Here is a 24,211-nt window from a genome sequence, read left to right as displayed (position 1 = left end):
AGGTTGCTGCGAGAAGTGCTCCGGTTCTTCACGCTAGCCAGCGGAACGTCACCACGCGCGCCGAAGAACCGCCGGAATCGGCGTGCCACACCGCCAGCCCCGTCAGGGACTGCGTGTCACACCGCCGGACCCGTCAGGGACTGCTCGGTCCAGATGATCTTGCCGTCCTGGGTGTGGCGGGTGCCCCAGCGCTGCGTGAACTGGGAGATCAGGAACAGGCCGCGGCCGCCCTCGTCGGTCGCCTTCGGATGCCGCAGATGCGGGGCACTGGCGCTGGCGTCCCAGACCTCGCAGATCAGGGTGGCGCCGGTCAGGATCAGGCGCAGCCGGATCGGTCCTGAGGCGTGCCGGATGGCGTTGGTGACCAGCTCGCTGACGACGAGTTCGGTGGTGAAGGTCAGCTCGTCAAGGCCCCACTCGGCCAGCCGCCGTGCGGTCCGCTTGCGGACGTCGGCGACGATCGCGGGATCGCGGGGCAGGTTCCAGGACACCATGTGCCGCTGGTCGAGGCGGCGGGCGCGGGCCATCAGCAGCGCCACGTCGTCCGGCGGGCGGGCCGGCACGAGCGCGTCGACCACGGCCTGGCACCGGTCGTCGAGGGTGGGCTCCCGCCGCCCCAGCACACGGCGCAGCCGTTCCCGGCCCGCGGCGGCCTCCTCGACCGGGTCGAGCCCTTCGGCGACGAGCAGGCCGTTGGTGTGCAGGACGAGCACGCTGTCTTCCGCGAGCGGCAGTTCGACCGACTCGAAGGGCGGGCCGCCCACACCGAGCGCGGGGCCGGGAGGCAGTTCGAGGAAGTCGACGGTGCCGTCCGGCGCGACGATCGCGGGTGCGCCCTGGCCGGCGGCGGAGATGGCGCACCGCCCGGCGACCGGGTCGTAGACCGCGTACAGACAACTGGCACCCACCGCCTGCACGCCACCGACCCGCAGATCCGTCGTGGTGTCGTCCTCGTGCGCGTCCCGGACGACCACGTCGTCGAGGTGCGCCAGCACCTCGTCGGGGCGCAGATCCAGGTCGGCGAGCGTCTGGACGGCGGCACGCAGCCGTCCCATGGCCGCGGCGGCCTCGATCCCGCTCCCCGCCACCTCCCCCACCACCAGGGCGACCCGGGCACCCGACAGCGGAATGACGTCGAACCAGTCGCCTCCAAGGCCCGTCAGCTCGTCGGCCGGCCGATAGCAGGCGGCGACCTCCATGGCGTCCTGCTCGGGGAACCGGTGCGGCAGCAGATTGCGCTGCAGTACGAGAGCAGCGTCGCGCTCCCGCGTGTAGCGGCGGGCGTTGTCCAGACACAGGGCCGCGCGGGCGACGAACTCCTCGGCCAGGCTCAGATCGTCCGCCTCGAAGGGGTCCTGCCGCTGCCGCCGGAAGAACGTGGTGACACCGAGCGTGGTGCCCCGGGCCCGGATCGGCACGATCATCACGCTGTGCAGCCCGAGGTCGAGGAAGGCGGCGGCCCTGCCTCCGGGTATGTCGCTGTCCCACTCCCTGGCCAGCGGGTCGAGCCGCTCCTCGTGCCAGGACCTGCCGCTGGTCAGACAGCGGATCGGGGGCGCCCCGGCCCGGTATCTGACCACATGCCCGATGTCGACGACGGCTTCCGGGACGTCCTCGTTCACCGACTGGTGGCCGGCCCGCCGCAGCGCCACCACGTCCGTCTCGCTCAGCGGCCCGGGAACCAGCTCGCCCCCTTGGAGGACGGAGTCGAGCAGGTCGACGGTGACGAAGTCGGCGAGTCCAGGCACCGCCACGTCGGCCAGCTCCTGGGCGGTGCGCATCACGTTCAGCGTGCGGCCGATGCGCTCACCGGCCTGGTCCAGCAGAGTGAGCCGCTGACGGGCCCGGTAGCGCTCGGTGACGTCCACGACCGTGTAGTACACGCCGATCGGGTTGCCGTGGTCGTCCTCGAGCCGCGTGAACGACATGGCGTGCGCCGCCTCGCGGTGCGGCGCGGACCGCACTCTGCCCACGTGTTCGTATTCGACGATCGGCACACCGGTGTGCAGTACCTGGCGCATCACGCCTTCCAGCCGCTCGGCGTCCAGGCCCGGCTGGATGTCCGCCAGCCGCTTGCCGAGACGCTCGTGCGCGGGCCCGCCGCCGAACTGCTGCATGGCCGTGTTCGACCACACGTACCGCAGGTCCGTGTCCACGATGGCGAGGCCGATCGGCGACTGTGTGGCGATCCGCTCCAGGACCGTACGGCTCATGGCCCAGCCCGCGGCGCCGGTCATGTCGGAGGCCAGCACCATCCACCGCGGCGGGCCGTCCGACTCCAGGGCCGGGACGACGCGCACCATCGTGGCGACCGGGTGCCCGTCCCGGTGCCGCACCGACAGCGGCCCGGCCCAGCCGCCGTCGCGGCCGCACCGTTCGATCAGGTGGGGAAGGCGCGCGGCGTCCTCGGGCATCAGCAGGTCGGCGGCGCCCCGGCCGAGGACGTCGGCCGCGGCATATCCGTACAGCCGCTCGGCGTCCCTGCTCCAGCCGGTCAGCACTGTGTCCGCGTCCAGCAGCACCGCCGCGGCGTCCGCCACGTCGAACCGCCGGCGCGTGACTCCGCTTTCCTCGCCCGTCACCACCGTGACCCTCTCCGTCCCTGAGAGTGGTCTGCTCTCGTACTTCTCGTTCGGTGCCCTGTGCGGCAGCGGCCACACCTGTCCGGCACGGCCCCAACCTACCGTCACCCGGGCCGTCCGGCCCTGGGGCCGCCTGCTCAGGCCCGCATGAGGAGCTGGAACTCGAAGGCGTAGCGGGCGGCGCGGTAGACGTGGGTGCCGTACTCGACCGCCCGCCCCGTGTCGTCGTAGGCCGTGCGCCGCATGGTGAGCAGCGCGGCGTCCGCCGGCTCGTCGAGCAGCTTGCCCTCCTCGGTGGTGGCGGAGCGGGCGCCGACGGTCTGGCGGGCGCTGTGCAGGGTGATCCCGGCGGCCCGCATCATCCGGTAGAGGCCGGTCGCCTCCAGCCTGGCGGTGTCGAGGTCGAGCAGTGCGGGAGGCAGGTAGTTGCACAGGTGTGCCATGGGCTCGCCATGGGTGAGGCGCAGCCGTTCGAGGACCGTGACGTCGCCGCCCTCGGGGATGCCGAGGGCGGCGGCGACGTCCGGCGAGGCGGGCTCGACCTCGTTGCGCAGGACCCGGGTGGCGGGGCTCTGCCCGGCGGTCGCCAGGTCGTCGTAGAGGCTGCTCAGCTCCAGCGGGCGCTTGACCTGGCTGTGCACGACCTGAGTGCCGACACCCCGGCGGCGCACCAGCAGGCCCTTGTCCACCAGGGACTGGATCGCCTGCCGGACGGTCGGCCGGGAAAGGCCGAGCCGCGCGGCGATCTCCATCTCGTTGCCGAGCAGGTTGCCGGGAGCGAGCGCACCGTGCTCGATCGCGGACTCCAGCTGCTGGGCGAACTGGTAGTAGAGCGGGATCGGGCTGCCCCGGTCCAGCGCGATCTCGATGCCGTCGAACGCGGAGGCGGTCACGGCACGAGCGGCTCGGCCCTTCTTCGCCACAGGAACCCTCCCTTCGCGTCGGGGGGCGACGTGGGGTCAGGAATTGACGTGGGGTCAGGAGTTGCTGGGGAAGCCGAGGTTGATGCCTCCGTCGGCCGGGTCGGGCCAGCGCGTGGTGATCACCTTGCCCTGGGTGTAGAAGGCGATGCCGTCGTTCCCGTAGATGTGGTGGTCGCCGAAGAGGGAGTCCTTCCAGCCGCCGAAGGAGTGGTAGCCGACGGGCACCGGGATCGGCACGTTCACGCCGACCATGCCCGCCTGCACCTCCAGCTGGAAGCGGCGGGCGGCGCCGCCGTCCCTTGTGAAGATCGCGGTGCCGTTGCCCCAGCGGGAGCTGTTGATGAGCTTGATGGCGTCGTCGTACGTGTCGGCGCGCACCACGCACAGCACCGGGCCGAAGATCTCGTCCTTGTACGCGTCCGCCGTCACCGGCACCTTGTCGAGGAGCGAGACGCCGAGGAAGAAGCCGTCCTCGTGGCCCGGGACGGAGTAGCCGGTGCCGTCGACGACGACCTCGGCACCCTGCGCCGCCGCTCCGGCGACGTAGGACGCCACCTTGTCGCGGTGCTCGCGCGTGATCAGCGGGCCCATTTCGGAGGCGGGGTCGTTGCCGGGGCCGATCTTCAGTCCCTTGGCCCGCTCGGCGATCTTGCCGACCAGCTCGTCGCCGGTGTCGCCGACCGCGACGACGACCGACACGGCCATGCAGCGCTCGCCGGCCGAGCCGTACGCGGCGTTGATGGCCTGGTCCGCGGCGAAGTCCAGGTCGGCGTCGGGCAGCACGAGCATGTGGTTCTTGGCGCCGCCGAGGGCCTGGACGCGCTTGCCGTGCTCGATGCCCTTCAGCTGGATGTACTTGGCGATCGGCGTGGAGCCGACGAAGGAGACGGCGGCGATGTCCGGGTGCTCCAGGAGGCGGTCCACGGCGACCTTGTCGCCCTGCACGACGTTCAGCACGCCGTCCGGCAGTCCTGCCTCGGAGGCCAGCTCCGCCAGCCGGTACGAGGCGGAGGGGTCCTTCTCGCTCGGCTTGAGCACGAAGGTGTTGCCGCAGGCGATGGCGACCGGGAACATCCACATCGGCACCATGGCCGGGAAGTTGAACGGCGTGATGCCCGCGACGACACCCAGCGGCTGACGGATGGACGACACGTCCACGCGGGTGGAGACCTGCGTGGACAGCTCGCCCTTCAGCAACTGCGGGATGGAGCAGGCGAGTTCGACGATCTCCATACCGCGGGCGACCTCGCCGAGCGCGTCGGAGTGCACCTTGCCGTGCTCGGCGGTGATCAGCGCGGCGATCTCGTCGCGGCGCGCGTCGAGCAGTTCGCGGTACTTGAACAGGACGGCGGTGCGCTTGGCGAGCGAGGCGGTGCCCCAGCTCTCGAAGGCGGCCTTGGCGGTGGCGACGGCGGCGTCCACCTCGTCGACGGTGGCGAAGGCGGCCTGCTTGTCCTGAGCGCCGGTGGCCGGGTCGTACACGGGTCCGAAGCGACCGGAGGCGCCCTCGACGGGCTTGCCCCCGATCCAGTGGTTGATGGTCTTCATGACGTGCGGGTCCTTTTCGTGAGCCGGGGGGAGAGGCAAGGAAGGGGTCAGAGGGTTCAAACGGGGTGATCGCGCCACGTCCGCGCCGGAGGGGTCAGAGGTGCCGACGGCGTCCCTGAACATGCTGGTCGTACGCCTCGCGGGCCCGGGTGGCGGCCTCGCGGGAGGCGACCTCGGCGACCGGTACGTCCCACCAGGCCTGGGCCGCGGGGGCGGTGGGCGTCGGGTCCGTCTCGACGTACACACAGGTCGGGCGGTCCGAGGCGCGGGCGGTGGCCAGGGCGTCGCGCAGTTCGCGGACGGTCTTGGCGCGCAGGACGTCCATGCCGAGGCTGGCCGCGTTGGCGGCGAGATCGACCGGCAGGGGCGCGCCGGTGAAGGTGCCGTCGGCCGCCCGGTAGCGGTAGGCGGTGCCGAACCGCTCGCCGCCGGTCTCCTCGGAAAGGCCGCCGATGGAGGCGTAGCCGTGGTTCTGGATGAGGACCAGGTTGACGGGCAGGCCCTCCTGGACGGCGGTGACGATCTCGGTCGGCATCATCAGGTACGTACCGTCACCGACCAGGGACCATACGGGAGTTGAGGGCGCGGCCTGCTGGACGCCGATGCCCGCCGGGATCTCGTAGCCCATGCAGGAGTAGCCGTACTCCAGGTGGTACTGGCGCGGTGAGCGGGCGCGCCACAGCTTGTGCAGGTCGCCGGGGAGCGAGCCGGCCGCGTTGATGACCACGTCGTCGTCGCCGACCACGGCGTCCAGGGCGCCCAGCACCTGCGTCTGGGTGGGGATCTGGTTCTCGTCGTCCGCCCGGTAGGCGGCATCCACGACCTGCGCCCAGCGCTCCTTGCCCGCGCGGTACCCGGCCTCGTACGCCTCGTCCACGCGATGGCCGGACAGCGCCTCGGTGAGCGCGGCAAGGCCCGCGCGGGCGTCGGCGACCAGGGTGCGGGCGGCGAGCTTGTGGGCGTCGAATGCGGTGACGTTGAGGTTGAGGAAACGGACGTCCGGATTCTGGAAGAGCGTGGCAGAGGCGGTGGTGAAGTCCGTGTAGCGGGTGCCCACGCCGATGACCAGGTCCGCGGTGCGTGCGATGTCGTCGCAGACCGCGGTGCCGGTGTGGCCGATGCCGCCGAGGTCGGCGGGGTGGTCGTGGCGCAGTGAGCCCTTGCCCGCCTGGGTGGAGGCGACGGGGATGCCGGTGGCGTCGACCAGTGCCTTCAGGGCGTCCTCGGCCTCGCTGTGGTGGACGCCGCCGCCCGCGACGATCAGCGGCCGTTCGGCGGCGCGAATGAGGCGGACTGCCTCGGCGAGTTCGGCCGGTTCGGGCGCGGGGCGGCGTACCCGCCAGATCCGGTCGGCGAAGAACTCCTCGGGCCAGTCGTACGCCTCGGCCTGGACGTCCTGCGGCAGGGCGAGGGTGACGGCGCCGGTTTCGACGGGGTCGGCGAGCACGCGCATGGCGGCCAGGGCGGAGGGGATCAGGGCCTCGGGGCGGGTGATCCGGTCGAAGTAGCGGGAGACCGGGCGCAGGGTGTCGTTGACGGACACGTCCGCCGAGACGGGGTGTTCGAGCTGCTGGAGCAGCGGGTCGGCGGCGCGGGTGGCGAAGTAGTCGCCGGGCAGCAGCAGGACCGGGAGCCGGTTGACCGTGGCGAGGGCGGCGCCGGTCACCAGGTTGGTGGCACCGGGGCCGATGGAGGTGGTGACCGCCTGTGCGGAGAGCCGGTTGAGCTGGCGGGCGTAGCCGACCGCGGCGTGCACCATGGACTGCTCATTGCGGCCCTGGTGGAACGGCATGGTCTGCTCACCGGCCTCAAGCAGCGCCTGGCCGATGCCGGCGACGTTGCCGTGGCCGAAGATCCCCCAGGTGCCGGCGATCAGCCGGTGCCGGGCGCCGTCGCGTTCGGTGTACTGCGCGGCGAGGAAGCGCACCAGTGCCTGGGCGACGGTCAGGCGGCGGGTGGAACGGCTCATCGGTACGTACCTCACTGGGACGCGGAGTCGGATCGTGTGAGTCTGGGATCGACGGGCTGGCCCGGCCAGGTGTCGCGGATCCAGGCGTGGTCGGGGTGGTCGCAGATCAGCCAGGCGCGGTCGGCGCCGGGGCCCGCCATGACGTTGAGGTAGTACATGTCGTGACCCGGCACGGCCATGGAGGGCCCGTGCCAGCCGTCCGGGATCAGGACGACGTCGCCGCCGCGGACTTCCGCCAGCACATCGGTGCCGTGACCGTTGCCGGACGGCGACACCCGCTGATAGCCGAGGCCCGGCGTGCCCGCGTGGTCCGCGAACTCGAAGTAGTAGATCTCCTCGAGCTCGGACTCCTCGCCGGGGCGGTTCTCGTCGTGCTTGTGCGGCGGGTACGAGGACCAGTTGCCGCCGGGGGTGATCACCTCGACGGCGATGAGCTTGTCGCACTCGAAGACGCCGGCGGCGCCGAAGTTGCGGACCATGCGCGAGCAGTTGCCGGTGCCGCGCAGTTCGACGGGGACGGACGAGGCGGGCCCGTAGCGGGGCGGCAGGCGCCGGGTGCAGCGGGCGCCGGTGAGCGCGAGGCGCCCGCCTGTGTCCGAGGTGAGGGCCGCGGTCGCGTCGCGCGGGACGTACACGAAGTCGCTGGCCCCGCTGAACACGCTGTCGCGGCCGTGCAGTTCGTACGCCTCGCTGCCGAAGTCGTCGGTGACGGTGACGGCGCCGCCGCCGCTGAGCGGCAGCACGATCCACTCGCTGTCCCCGGCCGTGAAGAGATGGGATCCGCCGGGCGGCAGGTCGAGCACGCGCAGGCTGGAGTAGCCCCAGCCGGCCTTCTCGGGGGTGATGTCGACGGCGTACTGGTCACTGGTGGCCTTGCCCGAGGGCAGGTGGTGGGTGGTGGTCATCGCTCGGCTCCTCCCGGTCCGGTCATCGCGTGGATCCTCACGGCCCCGCTCACAGCAGGCCCACGGCCGTGTCCACGGCGGTCTCGACGCTGCCCTCGGCGGGGTAGAGCAGGGAGCGGCCGACGACCAGGCCCTGCACGGTGGGCAGCCGCAGCGCCTTGCGCCACTTCTCGTACGCGCCCTCCTGGTCTTTGCCGACCTCGCCGCCCAGCAGTACAGCGGGCAGGGTCGAGGTCTCCAGGGCCGCGGCCATGTCGTCCGGGTCGCGGGTGACCGGCAGCTTCAGCCAGGTGTAGGCGGAGGTGCCGCCGAGGCCGGAGGCGATGGCTATGGAGCGGGTGACGGCCTCGGCGGACAGGTCGTTGCGCACCGTGCCCTCGACGCGGCGGGAGATGAACGGCTCGACGAAGATCGGGAGCCGGCGCTCGGCCATGGCGTCGATGGCGCGGGCGGTGGACTCCAGGGTGGTCAGCGATCCGGGGTCGTCGTAGTCGATGCGCACCAGGAGCTTGCCCGCGTCGAAGTTCAGCCGGGCGATGTCCTCGGCGCGGTGTCCGGTGAAGCGGTCGTCCATCTCGAAGGACGCCCCGGCGAGCCCGCCGCGGTTCATCGAGCCCATGACGACCTTGTTCTCCAGGGCGCCGAGGAGAAGCAGGTCGTCCAGGATGTCGGCGGTGGCGAGCACCCCGTCCACGCCGGGCCTGGACAGTGCGATGCACAGGCGTTCCAGCAGGTCGGCTCGGTTGGCCATGGCCATACGGCGGTCGCCGACACCGAGCGCGCCGCGTGCCGGGTGGTCGGCGGCCACGATCATGAGGCGTCCGCTGTCGCCGATGAGCGGGCGACGGGAACGGCGGGCGGCCGCTTCGGCGATGGCCTCCGGGTGCCGGGCGCGCACCCTGACGAGGTCGGGGATGGTGAGGCTCAAGGGTTGGCTCCGTTCAGGGGGCGTCGGGGTCAGCCTCGGGAGGCGACGAGATCGTCGACCTCGGCGGCGGTGGGCATCGCGGAGGAACAGGCGAGGCGGGAGGCGACGATGGCTCCGGCCGCGTTGGCGTACCGCATGGTCTTGTCCAGTTCCCAGCCGGCGAGCAGCCCGTGGCAGAGGGAACCGCCGAAGGCGTCGCCCGCGCCGAGGCCGTTGACCACCTCCACGGGCACGGGTGGCACCTCGGCGGTCGTGCCGTCGCGGTGGACGGCGAGGACGCCCTTGGGGCCCTGCTTGACCACGGCGAGTTCCACGCCCGCGTCGAGCAGCGCCCGGGCGCAGGCATGCGGTTCGCGCACGCCGGTGGCGACCTCGCACTCGTCGAGGTTGCCGACGGCGACCGTGACGTGGCGCAGGGCTTCGGCGTAGTACGGGCGGGCCTCGTCGGGGTTCTTCCAGAACATGGGCCGCCAGTCGAGGTCGAAGACGGTGATGCCCGACTTGTCGCGCGCCTTGAGGGCGGCGAGCGTGGCCGAGCGGCTGGGCTCCTCGCTCAGACCGGTCCCGGTGATCCAGAAGATGCGGGCCGCTCGGATGGCGAAGAAGTCGAGCTCCTCGGTGTGGATCTCCAGATCGGGCGCCTTGGGCTGCCGGTAGAAGTACAGCGGGAAGTCGTCGGGGGGAAAGATCTCGCAAAAAGTGATGGGGGTCGGGTGGGCGTCGACCGGGGTGACCCAGCGGTCGTCGACCCCGAACTCCCCCAGGGCCTGGTGCAGATACGCGCCGAAGGGATCGTTCCCGGTGCGGGTGATGACCGCGGTGGACCGGCCCAGGCGCGCGGCGGCCACCGCGACGTTCGCCGCGGAGCCGCCGAGGAACTTCCCGAAGGTGTCGACGCGCGCCAGGGGGACTCCGGTCTGGAGGGGGTAGAGGTCGACGCCGATGCGGCCCATGGTGATCAGGTCGAAGGACTCGGTCATGCGCGTCGCTCCTCGTGGTGTGGATGCTCTCAGGTGTAAGTCGCGCGACGGAGCCCTGTCAATAGTTTGTACTTACATTCGCACGTGATCGTGAAATGATGTCTTAACAAAGTATTGACACGGAGCCTGCCAGGGACTTTCATCCCGTCCCATACAAGTGCAGCCGAGAGTTCCTCGGCACGTGGCCCGGCGTATGTTTACGCAACGGGCTCCCAGGGTGCGGGCTTACGCCCGGCCCGTCTCCCCGCCCACTCCCCTTTTCCCCGCAGCACAGTGAGGTGCCGGAAAGATGGACCGTACGTCTCGCCCCCGCTCCCGTAGATTCCCCGTCCTCGTGGCCGCTGCCGCCGCGACCGCGCTGATGATCGCCACCGGTTGCTCCAGCAGCTCCGGAGGCAAGGAAGCCGAGGAGAGCGGCGAGAACATCGCCGCGGGCAAGGCCAGCACTCCCCGCATGACCGTCGCGCTGGTCACCCACCAGGCCCCCGGCGACACCTTCTGGGACATCGTCCGCAAGGGTGCCGAGGCCGCCGCCGCCAAGGACAACGTCAAGCTCATCTACTCCAGCAATCCCAATGCGGCCGAGCAGGCGGGCCTCGTGCAGAACGCGATCGACCAGAAGGTCGACGGCATCGCGGTCACCCTGGCCAAGCCGGACGCCATGAAGGACGTGGTGGCCAAGGCGACGAAGGCCGGCATACCGGTGGTCGGCCTCAACTCCGGCGTGGACAACTGGAAGGACCTGGGCCTGCTGTCGTACTTCGGCCAGGACGAGGGCGTCGCCGGCGAAGCCCTCGGCAACAAGCTCAACGAGACCGGTGCCAAGAACGCCGTCTGCGTGGTCCAGGAACAGGGCCACGTCGGCCTCGAGGCGCGCTGCGCGGGCGTGAAGAAGACCTTCGAGGGCAAGACGCAGAACCTCTACGTCAACGGCACCGACATGCCGTCCGTGAAGTCGACCATCACCGCCAAGCTCAAGCAGGACACCTCCATCGACGAGGTGGTCACTCTCGGCGCCCCGTACGCGCTGACCGCGGTGCAGTCCGTGGCCGACGCGGGCAGCGAGGCCAAGGTCGCCACCTTCGACCTCAACAAGGACCTGACCGGCGCCATCGAGAAGGGCGACATCGAGTTCGCCGTCGACCAGCAGCCCTACCTCCAGGGCTACCTCGCGATCGACACCATGTGGCTCTACAAGAACAACGGCAACTTCCCCGGCGGCGGTGAGCAGCCCGTGCTGACCGGCCCGGCCTTCGTCGACAAGTCCAACGTCGAGACCGTCGCCAAGTTCGCCGCGAAGGGAACCCGGTGATCCCTATGACCCAGCAGGCTGCGCCGGCGGTGACCGCACCGCCGGCCTCCGGCCCCAAGAAGGAGACCGACGGCCGGACCGCGCAGCGCCCCCTGTGGCTGAGGCTGCTGGCCCGGCCCGAGGTCGGCGTCTTCCTCGGGGCCGTCGCGGTGTTCGTCTTCTTCCTGGTCGCGGCGCCGCCGGTCCGCGAGGCCAGTTCGATGGCCACGATCCTGTATCAGTCGTCGACGATCGGCATCATGGCCCTGCCCGTGGCCCTGCTGATGATCGGCGGAGAGTTCGACCTGTCGTCCGGCGTCGCCGTGCTCACCTCGGCACTGACCGCGAGCATGGTCAGCTACCAACTGACGATGAACGTCTGGGTGGGCGTGTTCGCCGCCCTCGTGGTGTCCCTCGCGGTCGGCGCGTTCAACGGCTGGATGATCATGCGCACCGGGCTGCCCAGCTTCCTGGTCACCCTGGGCACCTTCCTGATCCTGCAGGGCGTGAACCTGGCGGTCACCAAGCTGGTCACCGGCAACGTCGCGACCAACGACATCAGCGACATGGACGGCTTCGAGCAGGCGAAGGCGGTCTTCTCCTCGTCCTTCACCGTCGGTGACGTCCAGCTGAAGATCACCATCGTGTACTGGCTGGTCTTCGCGGCGCTGGCGACGTGGCTGCTGCTGCGCACCAAGTACGGCAACTGGATCTTCGCGGTCGGCGGCAACAAGCACAGCGCCCGCGCGGTCGGCGTGCCGGTGACCTTCACCAAGATCACGCTGTTCATGGGCGTGGGCTTCGGTGCCTGGTTCGTCGGTATGCACCAGCTGTTCGCCTTCAACACCGTGCAGTCCGGCGAGGGCGTCGGCCAGGAGCTGATCTACATCGCCGCCGCGGTGATCGGCGGCTGCCTGCTCACCGGCGGCTACGGTTCCGCGATCGGCCCGGTCTTCGGCGCCTTCATGTTCGGCATGGTGCAGCAGGGCATCGTCTACGCCAACTGGAACCCCGACTGGTTCATGGCCTTCCTCGGCGTGATGCTGCTCGGCGCCACCCTCGTCAATCTGTGGGTCCGCAACGCGGCGACCCGGAGGTGAACCATCTCATGACAACCAACGGATCCTCGCCCGACGAGGCCCTCGTCAAGGATGCCGTCCCCAAGGACGGCAAGCCGATCGTCGCGCTGCGCGGCGCCGGCAAGTCGTACGGCAACATCCGCGCCCTGCACGGCGTCGACCTCGAAGTCCACCCCGGCAAGGTCACCTGCGTGCTGGGCGACAACGGCGCCGGCAAGTCCACGCTCATCAAAATCATCTCCGGCCTGCACCAGCACAGCGAGGGCGAGTTCCTCGTCGACGGCCAGGCGGTGCGCTTCTCCACTCCCCGCGAGGCCCTGGACGCCGGTATCGCCACGGTCTACCAGGACCTGGCGACCGTCCCGCTGATGCCGGTGTGGCGCAACTTCTTCCTCGGCTCCGAGATGACCAAGGGCCCCTGGCCGATCCGCCGCCTCGACATCAACCGCATGAAGAAGACCGCGGACGAGGAACTGCGCGCCATGGGCATCGTCCTCGACGACCTCGAACAGCCCCTGGGCACCCTGTCGGGCGGCCAGCGCCAGTCGGTGGCCATCGCCCGCGCCGTCTACTTCGGCGCCCGCGTCCTCATCCTGGACGAGCCCACCGCCGCCCTCGGCGTCAAGCAGTCCGGCGTCGTGCTCAAGTACATCGCCGCCGCCCGCGACCGCGGCCTCGGCGTCATCTTCATCACCCACAACCCCCACCACGCCTACATGGTCGGCGACCACTTCAGCGTCCTGCGCCTGGGCACCATGGAACTCTCCGCCTCCCGCGACCAGGTCAGCCTCGAAGAACTCACCAACCACATGGCCGGAGGCGCCGAACTGGCCGCACTCAAGCACGAGTTGGCGCAGGTCCGCGGCGTCGACGTCGAGAAACTCCCCGAAAAGGACGACCTCAAAGCCCCTGTCGTGGCTTCCGAAGGGACTGCCCCGTGACGAACGCTCTGGACCGTATCCGCGTCGGTTCGGCTCCCGACTCCTGGGGCGTGTGGTTCCCCGACGACCCCCAGCAGGTGCCCTGGGAACGCTTCCTGGACGAGGTCTCCGAGGCCGGTTACTCCTGGATCGAACTCGGCCCGTACGGCTATCTGCCGACCGATCCGGCCAGGCTCACCGACGAGGTGGACAGGCGCGGTCTTACGGTGTCGGCCGGCACGGTCTTCACCGCGCTGCACCGCGGCCCCGACGTCTGGGAGTCCACCTGGGAGCACGTCAGCCAGGTCGCCGAGCTGACCCGGGCCATGGGCGCCAAGCACCTGGTGGTCATCCCGTCCTTCTGGCGGGACGACAAGACCGCCGAGCTGATCGAGCCACCCGAGCTGACGGTGCGTCAGTGGGCCTATCTGACCAAGGGCATGGAGCGCCTCGGACACGAGGTGAAGGAGAACTTCGGCCTCGACATCGTCGTGCACCCGCACGCCGACACCCACATCGACACCGAGACGCACGTCGAGCGCTTCCTCGACTCCACCGACAGCGGACTGGTCAACCTCTGTCTGGACACCGGCCACTACGCCTACTGCGGGGGCGACAACGTCAAGCTGATCGAGACCTACGGCGAGCGCATCGGCTACCTCCACCTCAAGCAGGTCGACCCGGAGATCCTCGCCGACGTCGTCAAGAACGAGGTCCCGTTCGGTCCCGCCGTCCAGCGCGGTGTGATGTGCGAACCCCCGTCCGGAGTACCGGAGTTGGAGCCGGTGCTCGCCGCCGCGCAGAACCTCGGCGTCGAGCTGTTCGCCATCGTCGAGCAGGACATGTACCCCTGCCCGCCGGACAAGCCGCTGCCCATCGCCACGCGCACCCGGAAGTTCCTCCGCTCCTGCGGCGCCTGAGAAGGGGACATCAGCCCATGACCCAGCGCGGAACGCTCGGCGTGGCCGTCGTCGGCACCGGCAGGATGGGGGCCGACCATGTGCGTCGTATCGACGCGGTGACAAGCGGCGCCCGAGTGACCGCGGTCGTGGACATCGACGCCGAACGGGCCAAGCTGCTCGCCGACGGCATCGACGGCTGCACGGCGTACACCGACCCCGCCGCCGCCATGGCCGCGGACGACGTGGACGCCGTGCTGATCGCCTCCCCCGGTCCCGCTCACGAGGCGGCGCTGCTCACGGCCTTCGGGCACGACCTGCCCGTCCTGTGCGAGAAGCCGCTCACTCCGGACGCGGCCTCCGCGCTGCGGATCATGGAGGCGGAGCAGAGGCTGGGCCACCGGCGGGTGCAGGTCGGGTTCATGCGGCGCTACGACGCCGAGTACATGCGGCTCAAGGAACTGCTGGACAGCGGCCGGCTGGGACGTCCGCTGATGCTGCACCACCGGCACCGCAACGCGACCCTCCCGGTGCCCGGCTTCACCAGCGAGATGCTCATCAACGACGCCGTCGTGCACGAGATGGACATCACCAGGTGGCTCCTGGACCAGGAGATCACCGCGGTCACCGTGATGAAGCCCAGGCCGTCGTCCAACGCGCCCGAGGGCCTCCAGGACCCGCAGTTCGTCATCTTCGAGACCGATGGCGGCGCCGTCGTCGACGTCGAGATGAGCGTCAACTGCCGGTTCGGCTACCAGGTTCAGGCGGAGGCGGTCTGCGAGAACGGCACCGCACGGATCGGTGACGCCCACGGGATGCTCGTCAACTCGGCCGGGCAGTGGGGCGGTTCGATCGCCCCGGACTTCGTGGCGCGCTTCGAGGACGCGTACGACCGTGAAGTGCAGGCCTGGGTCGACGCCACCCGCCGCGGCGAGGTCACAGGACCGAGCGTGTGGGACGGCTACGCGGCCGCCGCGGTCTGCGAGACGGGCGTGACGGCACTGACCGAGGGCGGCCGAAGAGAGGTGGAGCTGATCGACCGCCCTGAGCTGTACCGGAGCTGACAGGGCGCCATACCGGACGTCAAGGCGTGGGCCGGGGAGCCAATCCCCGGCCCACGCCTGTCGTTCGACGCGGCTGACGCGGTGTCAGGCCGGGAGAGCCGTACGCGGTCGCGGGCGGAAGCCCGCCGCCGTGTAGCACTCGTCGATCAGGGTCATCGTCGCCAGCGCGTCGTCCGCGTCCAGCGGGAGCGCCGCCCCGCCGCGGACGCGCGCGGCGAAGGCATCCAGCTGGTACGTGTACGACAACCTGGTGCCGAGGCGCTCCACCCGCTCCCCCTCCCCCGTGCGCACCACGACCCGGTCGTCCTGGTGCGGCAGCACGAAGTTCGGTGCGAAAGCCTCGCCCCGGGTGCCGACGATCCGGCAGCTCATCTCCAGCTCGCCGTACGCCATGTGGCAGCGGGCCGACCCGGTGGCGCCGCCGGGGAACTCCAGCTCGGCGTCCATCCACTCGTCGACCCCGGGTGCCCCGGCCCGTTCCTCACCGCGGGCGGACACCAGCCGGGGCGCACCGCCCGCCCACGGCGCCAGCATCCGCACCGCGTGCAGGCTGTAGCAGCCCAGGTCCATCACGGCACCGCCGGCGAGCGGCAGCGACCAGCGCGGGTCGGCGTCGTCCGGGGCGGGAATCGCGACAAGGGTCTCCACCCGTCGCAGCTCCCCGAGTTCACCGCTGCCCAGCAGCTCGTGCAGGCGCCGCGTGACCGGGTGGAAGAGGTAGTGGAAGCCCTCCATGAAGGCGGTTCCCGCCTTCGCGGCCGCCTCCCGCACCTCGGCGGCCTCCTCGGCGTTGCTCGCCGACGGTTTCTCGGTCAGGACATGCTTGCCCGCGGCGAGGGCGGCGAGGTTCCACGGCCCGTGCAGACCGTTGGCGAGCGGGTTGTAGACGACCTCGACCTCGGGGTCGGCGAGCAGGTCACCGTACGAGTCGTGCACCCGCTCCACGCCGTGCTGTGCGGCGAAGGTCTCCGCCCGGCCGCGGTCCCGTGCGGCCACCGCGACCAGGCGATGGCCGCCGGCCCGGGCCGGGTCGACGAGCGCGCGTTCGGTGATCCGTGCCGCCCCGAGTACGCCGATGCGCAGTGGTTCCCTGCCCGGTTCGCTCATGCCTGCTGTTCCTCCTCGATCGTGACAGGACGATCTTCCTGCAGTGTCGCCCCGCCGTCCACAGCCGGGAAATGCCGGCGGGCGAGGTCCTGGGCGTGGGCCACGGCGCACTCGACGAGTTCGAAGGCGGGCAGGCCGCCGACGTAGTAGGTGCGGGCCCGGCCCTGCAGCGCGTCGAGGCGGTCAAGGGCGCCGCCGGCGAGGTCGTCGCTGCCGAAGTGCGGCATGAACGCCCACTGGCGCCGCAGATGCACCTCCCGCAGCCGCCCCCCGAGCGCCGCGACGTCGTCCCGCAGCAGCGCGGGGACGTCCTCGGGGCGGCCGTAGGAGTAGAAGGTGCGCACATCGCTGCCCGGGTAACGGTGGTGGTACGAGACGCAGTGGCCCCTCGCCTCGCGGGTCGCGGTGTGGCGGTCGAGGAAGTAGAAGGCGTTCTCCGGCAGGCCGGACGCGGAGGCGAGGGTGGTGTGGTAGGCGTTGCAGCGGATCCGCGCGGCGAGGTCGCGCTCCTCCTCGGTGGCGTCCAGGACCGGCAGGATCCGGTCCAGGGCGACGGCGAGCACCAGGTCGTCCGCCTCCACCGGGCCGGAGTCGGTAGCGACCCGCACTCCGCCCGCGTGCCGCTCGACCGACTCCACGCGCACGGCGCACCGTACGTCCTTCAGCTCGTCGGCGACCCGGCGCCACAGCGAGGCGAAACCGCCCACGACGGTGAAATCGCCTGCGTACCCGAGCAGTTCGGGTCTGTGGGAGGACAACAGCCCGGTCATCTCCGCGTACTTCACGAAGTACAGCGCGGGCACGTCGTCGTCGAGATAGCCGTATCCGGCCGCCGTGTATCCGGTGCCGAACGACTCGGCCATGGACTGAAGGCCGTGCCGGGCGAGCCACTCGGTGACGGGAGCGGCGAGCGCCCGCGCGGAGTGGGCGAGCCCGGGTTCGGCGATGCGCGGGAACTCCCGCTCGCGCAGCGCCTGGTAGCGCGGGAGGGCGCCGTCGAGCAGGAAGGCCATGGACTGGCGGCCCGGGGTGCGTGCGGCGACGTCGAGGACGCGGTAGCGGGTGGTGCGTTCCGTCTCCACGTCCAGCTCGGTCACCAACTCCGCGACCCGCGCATACCGGCTGGTGCATATATGGCCGCCGAGGTCGTAGGCCCGGCCGTCGACGTGAACGCTCTGGCACTTCCCGGCCACCGTGTCCTGCTCCTCCAGGACGGTCACCCGGTGCCCGGCACGCTCCAGTTCACGGGCAGCCGCCAGACCGCCCGGTCCCCCGCCGATGACGACCACGCTCCGGGGTCCGGCGGTGTCGGGTAAGTCGTGCATGGTCGTCGCTCCTCGATCGGTCGGACGTGAAGGGCTCTCATGGTCGTACGGAGAGATCACACGGCCGTAAACGGATACGGGAGCTGTGGTGTTCACACACCTGTGTCCCGGGCGGCGTCTACATTGCTGCGCCTCCGGGGCGCCTCAGCCGGCGCGGACCTCGGCGATCGTCACCGGCCGGTGCTCGTGCAGCGACAGCGTGCAGGCCTCGGCGATCCAGCCCGCCTCCAACGCGTCGGCCACCGTGCACGGCGAGGTCCGTCGGCCTGCGACGACCTCGGTGAACGCGTCGAGTTCGGCCCGGTAGGCGTCGGTGAAGCGGTCCATGAAGAAGTCGTGCGGCGTCCCGGCGGGGAACGTGACGCCGGGCTCCACGGAGCGCAGCGGCAGCTTGTCCTCCAGGCCGACCGCGATGGAGTCCTGGAAACCGTGGATCTCCATGCGGACGTCGTAACCGCGGGCGTTGTGGCGGGAGTTGGACACCACCGCGATCGTCCCGTCGTCGAGGGTGAGGATCGCGCCGGTGGTGTCGGCGTCGCCCGCCTCCTTGATGTAGTCGGCGCCCCGGTTGCCGCCGACGGCGTACACCTCGGTCACCTCGCGGCCGGTCACCCAGCGGATGATGTCGAAGTCGTGCACGGAGCAGTCGCGGAAGATGCCTCCGGAGGCGGCGATGTACGTGGCCGGGGGCGGCGCCGGGTCCAGGGTGGTGGACCGTACGGTGTGCAGCGGGCCGAGTTCACCGCTCTGGACGGCGGAACGGGCGGCCACGAACCCGGCGTCGAAGCGCCGGTTGTAGCCGATCTGGATCTCGACGCCGCTGTCCCGCACCGCGTGCAGCACTTCGACGCCCTCCTTCATCGCGCGGGCGACGGGCTTCTCGCAGAAGACCGGCACGCCCGCCTCGACGGCGGCCCGGATCAGTCCGGGATGGGCGTCGGTGGCGGCGGCGATCACCACACCGTCCACGCCGGCGGCCAGCACGGCCTCCGGTGAGCCGACTGCTTCGGCGCCGAAGCGCTCGACGGCGGCCGTGACGGCATTCGCGAACGGGTCCGCGACGACGAGGGACTCGACCACGTCGAGCCGGGAGAGGGTCTCGGCGTGGAACGCGCCGATGCGGCCGAGGCCGAGGATGCCGATACGCATGGTGGTGCTGCTCCTTGGTGGGGTGTGCGGATGTGCTCCGGCTGCCCGGCTGTGTCAGTCGAGTCCGCCGAGGACGTTCTGGTCCCAGTCGATGACCGAGCCGGTGACGACACCGCTGCGGTCGGAGAGGAGAAGGACGACGAAGTCGGCTATCTCGTCGGGCCGGCCGAGCTTGCCCATGGGCAGCCGCTCTGCGGCCCGTTCGCGCCAGTCGTCGCCCGCGCCGTGGAAGGTGCGCTGGGTGGCGTCCTCGCCCTCGGTCGCGGTCCAGCCGATGTTCAGGCCGTTGATCCTGATCCGGTCCCAGCGGTGGGCGTGCGCGGCGTTGCGCGTCAGCCCCGCCAGTCCGGCCTTGGCCGCGACGTACGGGGCCAGGAAGGGCTGCCCGCCGTGCTCGGACGAGGTGATGATGTTGACGATCGTGCCGGGCGCCTTGCGCGCCACCATGTCGGCGACGGCGGCCTGCATGGCGAAGAAGGGGCCCTTGAGGTTGATCGCGATGTGCGCGTCGAACAGCTCGGGTGTGGTGTCGAGCAGTGTTCCGCGGGAGGTGAGCCCGGCGGAGTTGACCAGGCAGTCGACCCGGCCGTACGCCTCGATCACCCGGGCCACGCTCCCCCGCGCCTGCTGCGCGTCGGCGAGGTCGGCCCGTACGTACATGGCCTTGGCCCCGGCTTCGGTCAGTTCCGTGACCAGTGCCTCGCCGGGTTCGGGGCGGCGCCCCGTGACGGCCACGGTCGCGCCCTCGCGGGCGGCGGCCCGGGCGACGGCCGCGCCGACACCCTGGGTGCCGCCGTTGACGAGGACGACCTTGTCCTCAAGAAGTCCCATGTGCTCTCTCGTTCCTCTTCCTCAGGTCTCGCGGCGCTCGGTGGCGGCCCGCAGTGCGCTCCGCAGGCGTCCCGGGGGCCAGTCCTCGCCGAGGGCGCGCCGGACGAGGTCCGCCTGGGAGGGCGGGGCCAGTCCGTCGACAGGCGGGTCGGAGTCCAGGTTCGTCGGGAAGGGGTAGCCCTCGGCGCAGGCCGCGATCACCGAGTCCAGCCACTCCTGGCGTACGCCCTCGGCCTTGCGCTTCAGCAGGACCGGGTAGACGGCGTTCGCCACGGCCTCGCGGTCGACGGTCTCCATCGCCCGGCCGAAGGCCGAGGAGATCTGGAGCAGATTGGCCATGCGGCGGATGTCCGCCGAGCGGTTGTGCCCGGCGGCGTGGAAGAGGGCGGGGTTGAAGAAGACCGCGTCGCCCTTGGCGAGCGGGAGCTGGACGTGACGTGCCTCGAAGTAGGCCCGGAACTCCGGCAGTCGCCAGGCCAGGTAGCCGGGCTCGTACTTCTGTGAATGCGGCAGGTACATCGTCGGGCCGGACTCGACGGGCATGTCGCAGTGGGCGACCGCGCCCTGGAGGGTGAGTACGGGTGAGAGTCGGTGGACGTGCGCCGGGTAGGCGGCCGCGGTCTCGTCGGAGAGGAAGCCGAGGTGGTAGTCGCGGTGCGCGGTCTGGGCGGCGCCGCCCGGGTTGACCACGTTGATCTGGGAGGTGACCTGGTAGCCGGGGCCGAGCCAGGCCGATGACACCAGGGCGAGGACGTCGTTGGCGTAGTAGTCGGCGAACGCCTCCACGTCGTACAGGGCGGCCTTCTCCAGCGCGTTCCACACCCGGTCGTTGGCGCCCGGCTTGGCGAAGTGATCGCCGGCGGTCGCGCCCGCGGCACGCTGCTCGGCGATCAGGGCGTCGAAGACGGCGGTGGCCCGGTCGACGACCTCCGGGTCCGCAAAGGCGCCGCGGAAGACCACGATGCCCGGCCCCTCGGCGAGTGCGTGCACCAGCTCGGCCTGGAACTCGCGGTCGGGCTCGACCTGTTCGGCGTCGTAGACCGGCACGTTCCGCTGGATGGCGGAGGCCTGCGGGTAGTCGGTGGGGTCGGTCCCCTGCTCGACGAGGGCGCGGAAGGCGTCCAGGTCGCAGTCCTGCTCGGACAGCCAGGCACGGGAGTGTACGGAGGTGAAGGACATCGCCGTCCCTTCGGGTCACGGAGCGACGCAGCGCTGTCATTCTTGTCAGTACAAACCCCTCGAACAACCAGCAGCAACCCATCAAAAACCCCTCAAGGAGCCGGCGCATGGGCCACCCCTTTCCCGTCCGGGAGATCGCACGTCAGGCGGGCCTGAGCGAGGCCACGGTCGACCGGGTCCTCAACGGCCGGGGCGGTGTGCGGGAGAGCACCGCGCAGGAGGTGCGGCGGGCGATAGCCGACCTGGACCGGCAGCGCACGCAGGTCCGGCTCGTCGGCCGTACCTTCATGATCGACATAGTGATGCAGGCGCCGGAGCGCTTCACCACCGCCGTACGCGCCGCTCTGGAGGCCGAGCTGCCGTCCCTGCACCCTGCCGTGCTGCGCTCCCGGTTCCGGTTCCGCGAGAGGGGCCCGGTCGGGGAACTGGTCGGCACCCTGGACCGGATCGCCCGGCGCGGTTCGCAGGGCGTGATCCTGAAGGCCCCGGACGTCCCCGAGGTCACCGCCGCGGTCGGCCGGCTCGAGGCGGCGGGCATCCCGGTCGTGACCCTGGTGACCGATCTGCCCGCGAGCACGCGGCTCGCCTACGTCGGCATCGACAACCGGGCGGCGGGCGCCACCGCTGCGTATCTTCTGGGCCAGTGGCTGGGCGACCGGCCGGGGCACGTCCTGACCACCGTCAGCCGGGGTTTCTTCCGGGGCGAGGAGGAACGCGAGATGGGTTTCCGCGCCGCGATACGCGCCCGGCATCCCGTACGGCGCCTGGTCGAGGTCACGGACAGCGACGGCCTTGACGCCACCCAGTACGACCTGGTGCTGGCCGCGCTCCGGGACGACCCCGGTATCAAGGCGGTCTACTCGATCGGTGGCGGGAACGTCGCCACGCTCGACGCCTTCGACGCGTTGAACCGGCCGTGCGAGGTCTTCATCGCCCATGACCTGGACCACGACAACGCGCGGCTGCTGCGGGCGGGGCGGCTGTCCGCCGTACTCCACCACGACCTGCGTCAGGACATGCGCCGCGCCTGCCGGGTCATCATGCGGGCCCAGGGTGCCCTGCCCGCCGACACGGCTCCCGCGCTGCCGTCCGCCATCCAGGTCGTCACCCCGTACAACATGCCGCCGGAGTCGGCGGTGCCGGCCGAGGCATAGCGCAACCCTGGGGTTGCACGTCGGGAATCGATGTGCAACTCTGGAGTTGCAAGCGACGACGGCGATGAAGGCGATAAAGGAGTCATCTCATGAACGAGGACCGGATTGAACGCGAGACTCTGATCGCGGCACCCCTTGAGCGGGTCTGGTCGCTGGTGGCCCAGCCCGGGTTCTGGGTGGCCGACAAGGCGAGCCTGCCCGGCACGGTGGCAAGGGAAGGCGAATCGATGGTGGCGAAGAACTCCGAGCACGGCGACTTCCCGGTGCGCGTGGAGAAGGTTCAGCCTCCGACGTATCTGGCGTACCGCTGGACCAGCGCGTTCCCGGGAGAAGAGCTGCGCGAGGACAACAGCACCCTCGTGGAGTTCACGTTGACGCAGGAAGGCGACCAGACCCGGCTGCAGGTGGTCGAGAGCGGGTTCGCGGCGCTGGCCGGCTCCGAGGAGCTGCGCAGCCAGAACTTCAAGGACCACAGCGAAGGCTGGCCCCTGGAGCTCGACGCGCTCAAGTCGCGCGCCGAACAGCCCGCCGAGTGACCGACGAAGCTCGCGGCGGCGTCGCGGCGGTCGACAGCGTCCTCGGAGCGCTGGCCGACCCGACGCGACGTCAGTTGCTCGATCAACTCGCCGCCCAGGGCGAGGCCACCGCGACCACGCTCGCCGCACAACTGCCCGTCTCACGGCAGGCGGTGGTCAAGCACCTGGCCGTGCTGGACGCCGCCGGGCTGGTCTCCGGCAGCCGGGTCGGACGCGAGGTGCGGTACGCGGTGCGGCCGGCGGCGCTGGACGCGACAGCGCGGTGGATGGCCTCGCTCGCGGCCGACTGGGACCGGCGGTTGGCGACCATCAAGCGCGTGGCCGAGGAAGCGGAGGCGGCGGAGCAGGATTCGAGCTAGGCGCTCCGCTGGGGGTGCGGTTCGACAGGCGGTTCGACGGCTGCGGGCCGTTCGTGGCTGGTCGCGCAGTTCCCCGCGCCCCAAAGAGGCCTGCGGCCTCCTTAGGGGCGCGGAACCGCACAGGACTTCGGCAAGTCCGCTCAGGCACTCCACCCCGCCCATCCGAAGGCACAGATGCTGGCAGCGGTCGTCTCAGGCATTGAGTCCGATGGTGGAGTTCCACTCCAGCAGCCGCGCCAGTTCCTCGTCCCCGGGCCGCGCCGCAGGCGCTTGACCGGGGCGGGACGGTGTGTGGACGCCCCGGGAGATGTTTCCGCTGACGGTGGTGTTGTGTTCCACACGCGGGCGGCGGAGCGTCTCATAGACGGACAGCGCGGTGTCGGTGTCGGGGGTGTCGCGGAGGGCTTTGGCGAGGATGACGGCGTCTTCCATCGCCATCGAGGCCCCTTGCCCGGTTGCCGGGGATGCCGCGTGGGCGGCGTCGCCGACGAGCAGCATCCGCTCCGAACGCCAGGGTCCTCCGGGCGGCATCTCGGTGGCGTTGGTGACCAGGATGTCGTCGGTGGTCGCGGCGACGATGGCGGCGGCCGGGGTGGCGTCTTCGCGCAGGAGCGGCAGCAGCAGGTCGCGCCATCGGGCAGGCGTGCCGTGTGCGATCTCGTCGGCGGACAGGGGTCCTCCGGCCACGCGTGCGAACCAGTACGTCTGCCCGCCGGGCGACACCGCGTGACCGAAGGAGGCCGCACTTCCGCGCACCATGGTGAAGCGCTCGTCGTCGGACTCCTCGGCCGGAGTGGCGCCGGTGGTGTAGCCGTAGAACACGTACTCGCCCGCGTGGCGCGGTTGTGCGGCCGGGGCGAACGCCCGGCGGACGGTGGAGTTCAGGCCGTCGGCGCCGATGAGCAGGTCGCCGGTCGCAGTGCTGCCGTCGGTGAAGTGTGCGGTGACGTGGTCGGGGCCGTCCTCGACGGACGCCAGCGAGGCGCCGTGCCGGATGCCGATGCCCCGGCGGGCGGCCTCGGTCTGCAGGGCGGCGTTGAGTTCGCCGCGTCGCAGGCACCGGAACCGCAGAACGGGGTTGTCGGCCTCGCCGAGCGGCCTCCGCGCGACTTCGGTGCCCGCGCCGTCGAGGAGGCGCATCGAGGTCAGCGGGAAACCGGCCGCGGTGACCGCGGCGGACGCGTCGATCTGCGCCAGGGCTCGCATGCCGTTGCTCGCAAGCGTGAGGAAGGCGCCGATGTCCTCGGCCGAGTCGGGGTGGGCCTCGTACACGGAGACGTCGAAGCCGGCCTTGTGCAGGGCCAGGGCCGTCGTAGTACCGGCGATCCCGCCGCCGATGACGAGTATGCGGGTCACCATGTATCCGGCTCCTCCATGCATGGCTTGGGTGAGGTGCGTGTGTGTTGCGGGGAACGTGCGGGCGAGTTTGTGGGATTCCCGGACGCGTGCTGAGTCCGACCCGGGTATCTCGCCCAACTATGGC

Annotated in this window: 21 protein-coding genes; 8 read left to right on the top strand and 13 right to left on the bottom strand. The window is 70.9% G+C overall.

Annotated features, from left to right (window positions below):
- Positions 1–116: 116 nt before the first annotated feature.
- The 7 genes from G5C60_RS06925 to iolC form a co-directional block, all read right to left on the bottom strand.
- On the bottom strand, positions 117–2,585 hold the full coding sequence (locus tag G5C60_RS06925; RefSeq protein ID WP_165255711.1) for a SpoIIE family protein phosphatase: 2,469 nt from the start codon (positions 2,583–2,585) through the stop codon (positions 117–119).
- A gap of 134 nt (positions 2,586–2,719) precedes the next feature.
- A complete protein-coding gene (locus G5C60_RS06920; RefSeq protein WP_165255709.1) occupies positions 2,720–3,505 on the bottom strand; it encodes a UTRA domain-containing protein in 786 nt (261 codons plus the stop codon).
- 54 nt (positions 3,506–3,559) lie between these two features.
- Positions 3,560–5,053 carry a CoA-acylating methylmalonate-semialdehyde dehydrogenase gene (locus tag G5C60_RS06915; RefSeq protein WP_165255706.1) on the bottom strand — a complete coding sequence of 498 codons (1,494 nt, stop codon included), beginning with the start codon at positions 5,051–5,053 and terminating at the stop codon, positions 3,560–3,562.
- A gap of 94 nt (positions 5,054–5,147) precedes the next feature.
- The gene (gene iolD / locus G5C60_RS06910; protein ID WP_165255704.1) at positions 5,148–7,022 is read right to left on the bottom strand and encodes a 3D-(3,5/4)-trihydroxycyclohexane-1,2-dione acylhydrolase (decyclizing); all 1,875 of its coding nucleotides are present in this window, start codon (positions 7,020–7,022) and stop codon (positions 5,148–5,150) included.
- Between the two features lie 11 nt (positions 7,023–7,033).
- The gene (gene iolB / locus G5C60_RS06905) at positions 7,034–7,927 is read right to left on the bottom strand and encodes a 5-deoxy-glucuronate isomerase (protein ID WP_165255701.1); all 894 of its coding nucleotides are present in this window, start codon (positions 7,925–7,927) and stop codon (positions 7,034–7,036) included.
- Between the two features lie 49 nt (positions 7,928–7,976).
- Positions 7,977–8,855, bottom strand: a complete 879-nt coding sequence (locus tag G5C60_RS06900; protein WP_165255699.1) for a Cgl0159 family (beta/alpha)8-fold protein — start codon at positions 8,853–8,855, stop codon at positions 7,977–7,979.
- A 29-nt stretch (positions 8,856–8,884) separates the two neighbouring features.
- Positions 8,885–9,835 carry a 5-dehydro-2-deoxygluconokinase gene (gene iolC / locus G5C60_RS06895; protein WP_165255697.1) on the bottom strand — a complete coding sequence of 317 codons (951 nt, stop codon included), beginning with the start codon at positions 9,833–9,835 and terminating at the stop codon, positions 8,885–8,887.
- 289 nt (positions 9,836–10,124) lie between these two features.
- Between iolC and G5C60_RS06890 the strand changes: the two genes are divergently transcribed.
- From G5C60_RS06890 to G5C60_RS06870, 5 genes are read left to right on the top strand one after another with little or no spacing between them, the layout of a single operon-like run.
- Positions 10,125–11,147, top strand: a complete 1,023-nt coding sequence (locus G5C60_RS06890; protein ID WP_165255695.1) for a sugar ABC transporter substrate-binding protein — start codon at positions 10,125–10,127, stop codon at positions 11,145–11,147.
- Positions 11,147–12,226: an ABC transporter permease subunit gene (locus G5C60_RS06885; protein ID WP_165255765.1), complete on the top strand. Its 1,080-nt coding sequence runs from the start codon at positions 11,147–11,149 to the stop codon at positions 12,224–12,226. The genes G5C60_RS06890 and G5C60_RS06885 overlap by 1 nt, the downstream gene beginning before the upstream one ends.
- A gap of 8 nt (positions 12,227–12,234) precedes the next feature.
- Entirely contained in the window at positions 12,235–13,146 is a 912-nt protein-coding gene (locus tag G5C60_RS06880) for an ATP-binding cassette domain-containing protein (RefSeq protein WP_165255693.1), read from the top strand.
- Entirely contained in the window at positions 13,143–14,045 is a 903-nt protein-coding gene (locus tag G5C60_RS06875) for a TIM barrel protein (RefSeq protein WP_165255691.1), read from the top strand. The genes G5C60_RS06880 and G5C60_RS06875 overlap by 4 nt, the downstream gene beginning before the upstream one ends.
- A gap of 17 nt (positions 14,046–14,062) precedes the next feature.
- Complete coding sequence (locus G5C60_RS06870) at positions 14,063–15,088, top strand: Gfo/Idh/MocA family protein (protein ID WP_165255688.1); 1,026 nt, start codon at positions 14,063–14,065, stop codon at positions 15,086–15,088.
- An 84-nt stretch (positions 15,089–15,172) separates the two neighbouring features.
- Here the strand turns inward: G5C60_RS06870 and G5C60_RS06865 are convergent, their stop codons facing one another.
- The 5 genes from G5C60_RS06865 to G5C60_RS06845 all read right to left on the bottom strand — a co-directional run bounded on the left by G5C60_RS06865 (position 15,173) and on the right by G5C60_RS06845 (position 20,679).
- The gene (locus tag G5C60_RS06865) at positions 15,173–16,195 is read right to left on the bottom strand and encodes a Gfo/Idh/MocA family protein (RefSeq protein ID WP_165255686.1); all 1,023 of its coding nucleotides are present in this window, start codon (positions 16,193–16,195) and stop codon (positions 15,173–15,175) included.
- Positions 16,192–17,520: an FAD-dependent oxidoreductase gene (locus G5C60_RS06860; protein WP_165255681.1), complete on the bottom strand. Its 1,329-nt coding sequence runs from the start codon at positions 17,518–17,520 to the stop codon at positions 16,192–16,194. Before G5C60_RS06860 ends, G5C60_RS06865 begins: the two co-directional genes overlap by 4 nt.
- Before the next feature lie 144 nt (positions 17,521–17,664).
- Positions 17,665–18,669, bottom strand: a complete 1,005-nt coding sequence (locus G5C60_RS06855) for a Gfo/Idh/MocA family protein (protein WP_165255678.1) — start codon at positions 18,667–18,669, stop codon at positions 17,665–17,667.
- Positions 18,670–18,723: 54 nt separating this feature from the next.
- Complete coding sequence (locus tag G5C60_RS06850; RefSeq protein ID WP_165255677.1) at positions 18,724–19,500, bottom strand: SDR family oxidoreductase; 777 nt, start codon at positions 19,498–19,500, stop codon at positions 18,724–18,726.
- A 21-nt stretch (positions 19,501–19,521) separates the two neighbouring features.
- Positions 19,522–20,679, bottom strand: a complete 1,158-nt coding sequence (locus G5C60_RS06845) for a phytanoyl-CoA dioxygenase family protein (RefSeq protein ID WP_165255676.1) — start codon at positions 20,677–20,679, stop codon at positions 19,522–19,524.
- A 107-nt stretch (positions 20,680–20,786) separates the two neighbouring features.
- Between G5C60_RS06845 and G5C60_RS06840 the strand changes: the two genes are divergently transcribed.
- The 3 genes from G5C60_RS06840 to G5C60_RS06830 all read left to right on the top strand — a co-directional run bounded on the left by G5C60_RS06840 (position 20,787) and on the right by G5C60_RS06830 (position 22,728).
- Positions 20,787–21,833 (top strand): LacI family DNA-binding transcriptional regulator, encoded by a 1,047-nt coding sequence (locus G5C60_RS06840; protein ID WP_165255675.1) that lies wholly within the window; start codon positions 20,787–20,789, stop codon positions 21,831–21,833.
- Positions 21,834–21,922: 89 nt separating this feature from the next.
- Complete coding sequence (locus G5C60_RS06835; RefSeq protein ID WP_165255674.1) at positions 21,923–22,369, top strand: SRPBCC domain-containing protein; 447 nt, start codon at positions 21,923–21,925, stop codon at positions 22,367–22,369.
- A complete protein-coding gene (locus tag G5C60_RS06830) occupies positions 22,366–22,728 on the top strand; it encodes a metalloregulator ArsR/SmtB family transcription factor (RefSeq protein ID WP_165255673.1) in 363 nt (120 codons plus the stop codon). The genes G5C60_RS06835 and G5C60_RS06830 overlap by 4 nt, the downstream gene beginning before the upstream one ends.
- A gap of 192 nt (positions 22,729–22,920) precedes the next feature.
- Here G5C60_RS06830 and G5C60_RS06825 read toward each other — a convergent pair whose 3' ends face one another.
- Positions 22,921–24,084: an FAD-dependent oxidoreductase gene (locus tag G5C60_RS06825; protein WP_165255762.1), complete on the bottom strand. Its 1,164-nt coding sequence runs from the start codon at positions 24,082–24,084 to the stop codon at positions 22,921–22,923.
- Positions 24,085–24,211 lie beyond the last annotated feature (127 nt).

The sequence above is a fragment of the Streptomyces scabichelini genome (genome assembly GCF_011045015.1).
Classification (GTDB): domain Bacteria; phylum Actinomycetota; class Actinomycetes; order Streptomycetales; family Streptomycetaceae; genus Streptomyces; species Streptomyces scabichelini.
The sequence above is the reverse complement of the archived record's forward strand: the minus strand, read 5'-3'. Positions and strand labels throughout refer to the sequence as shown.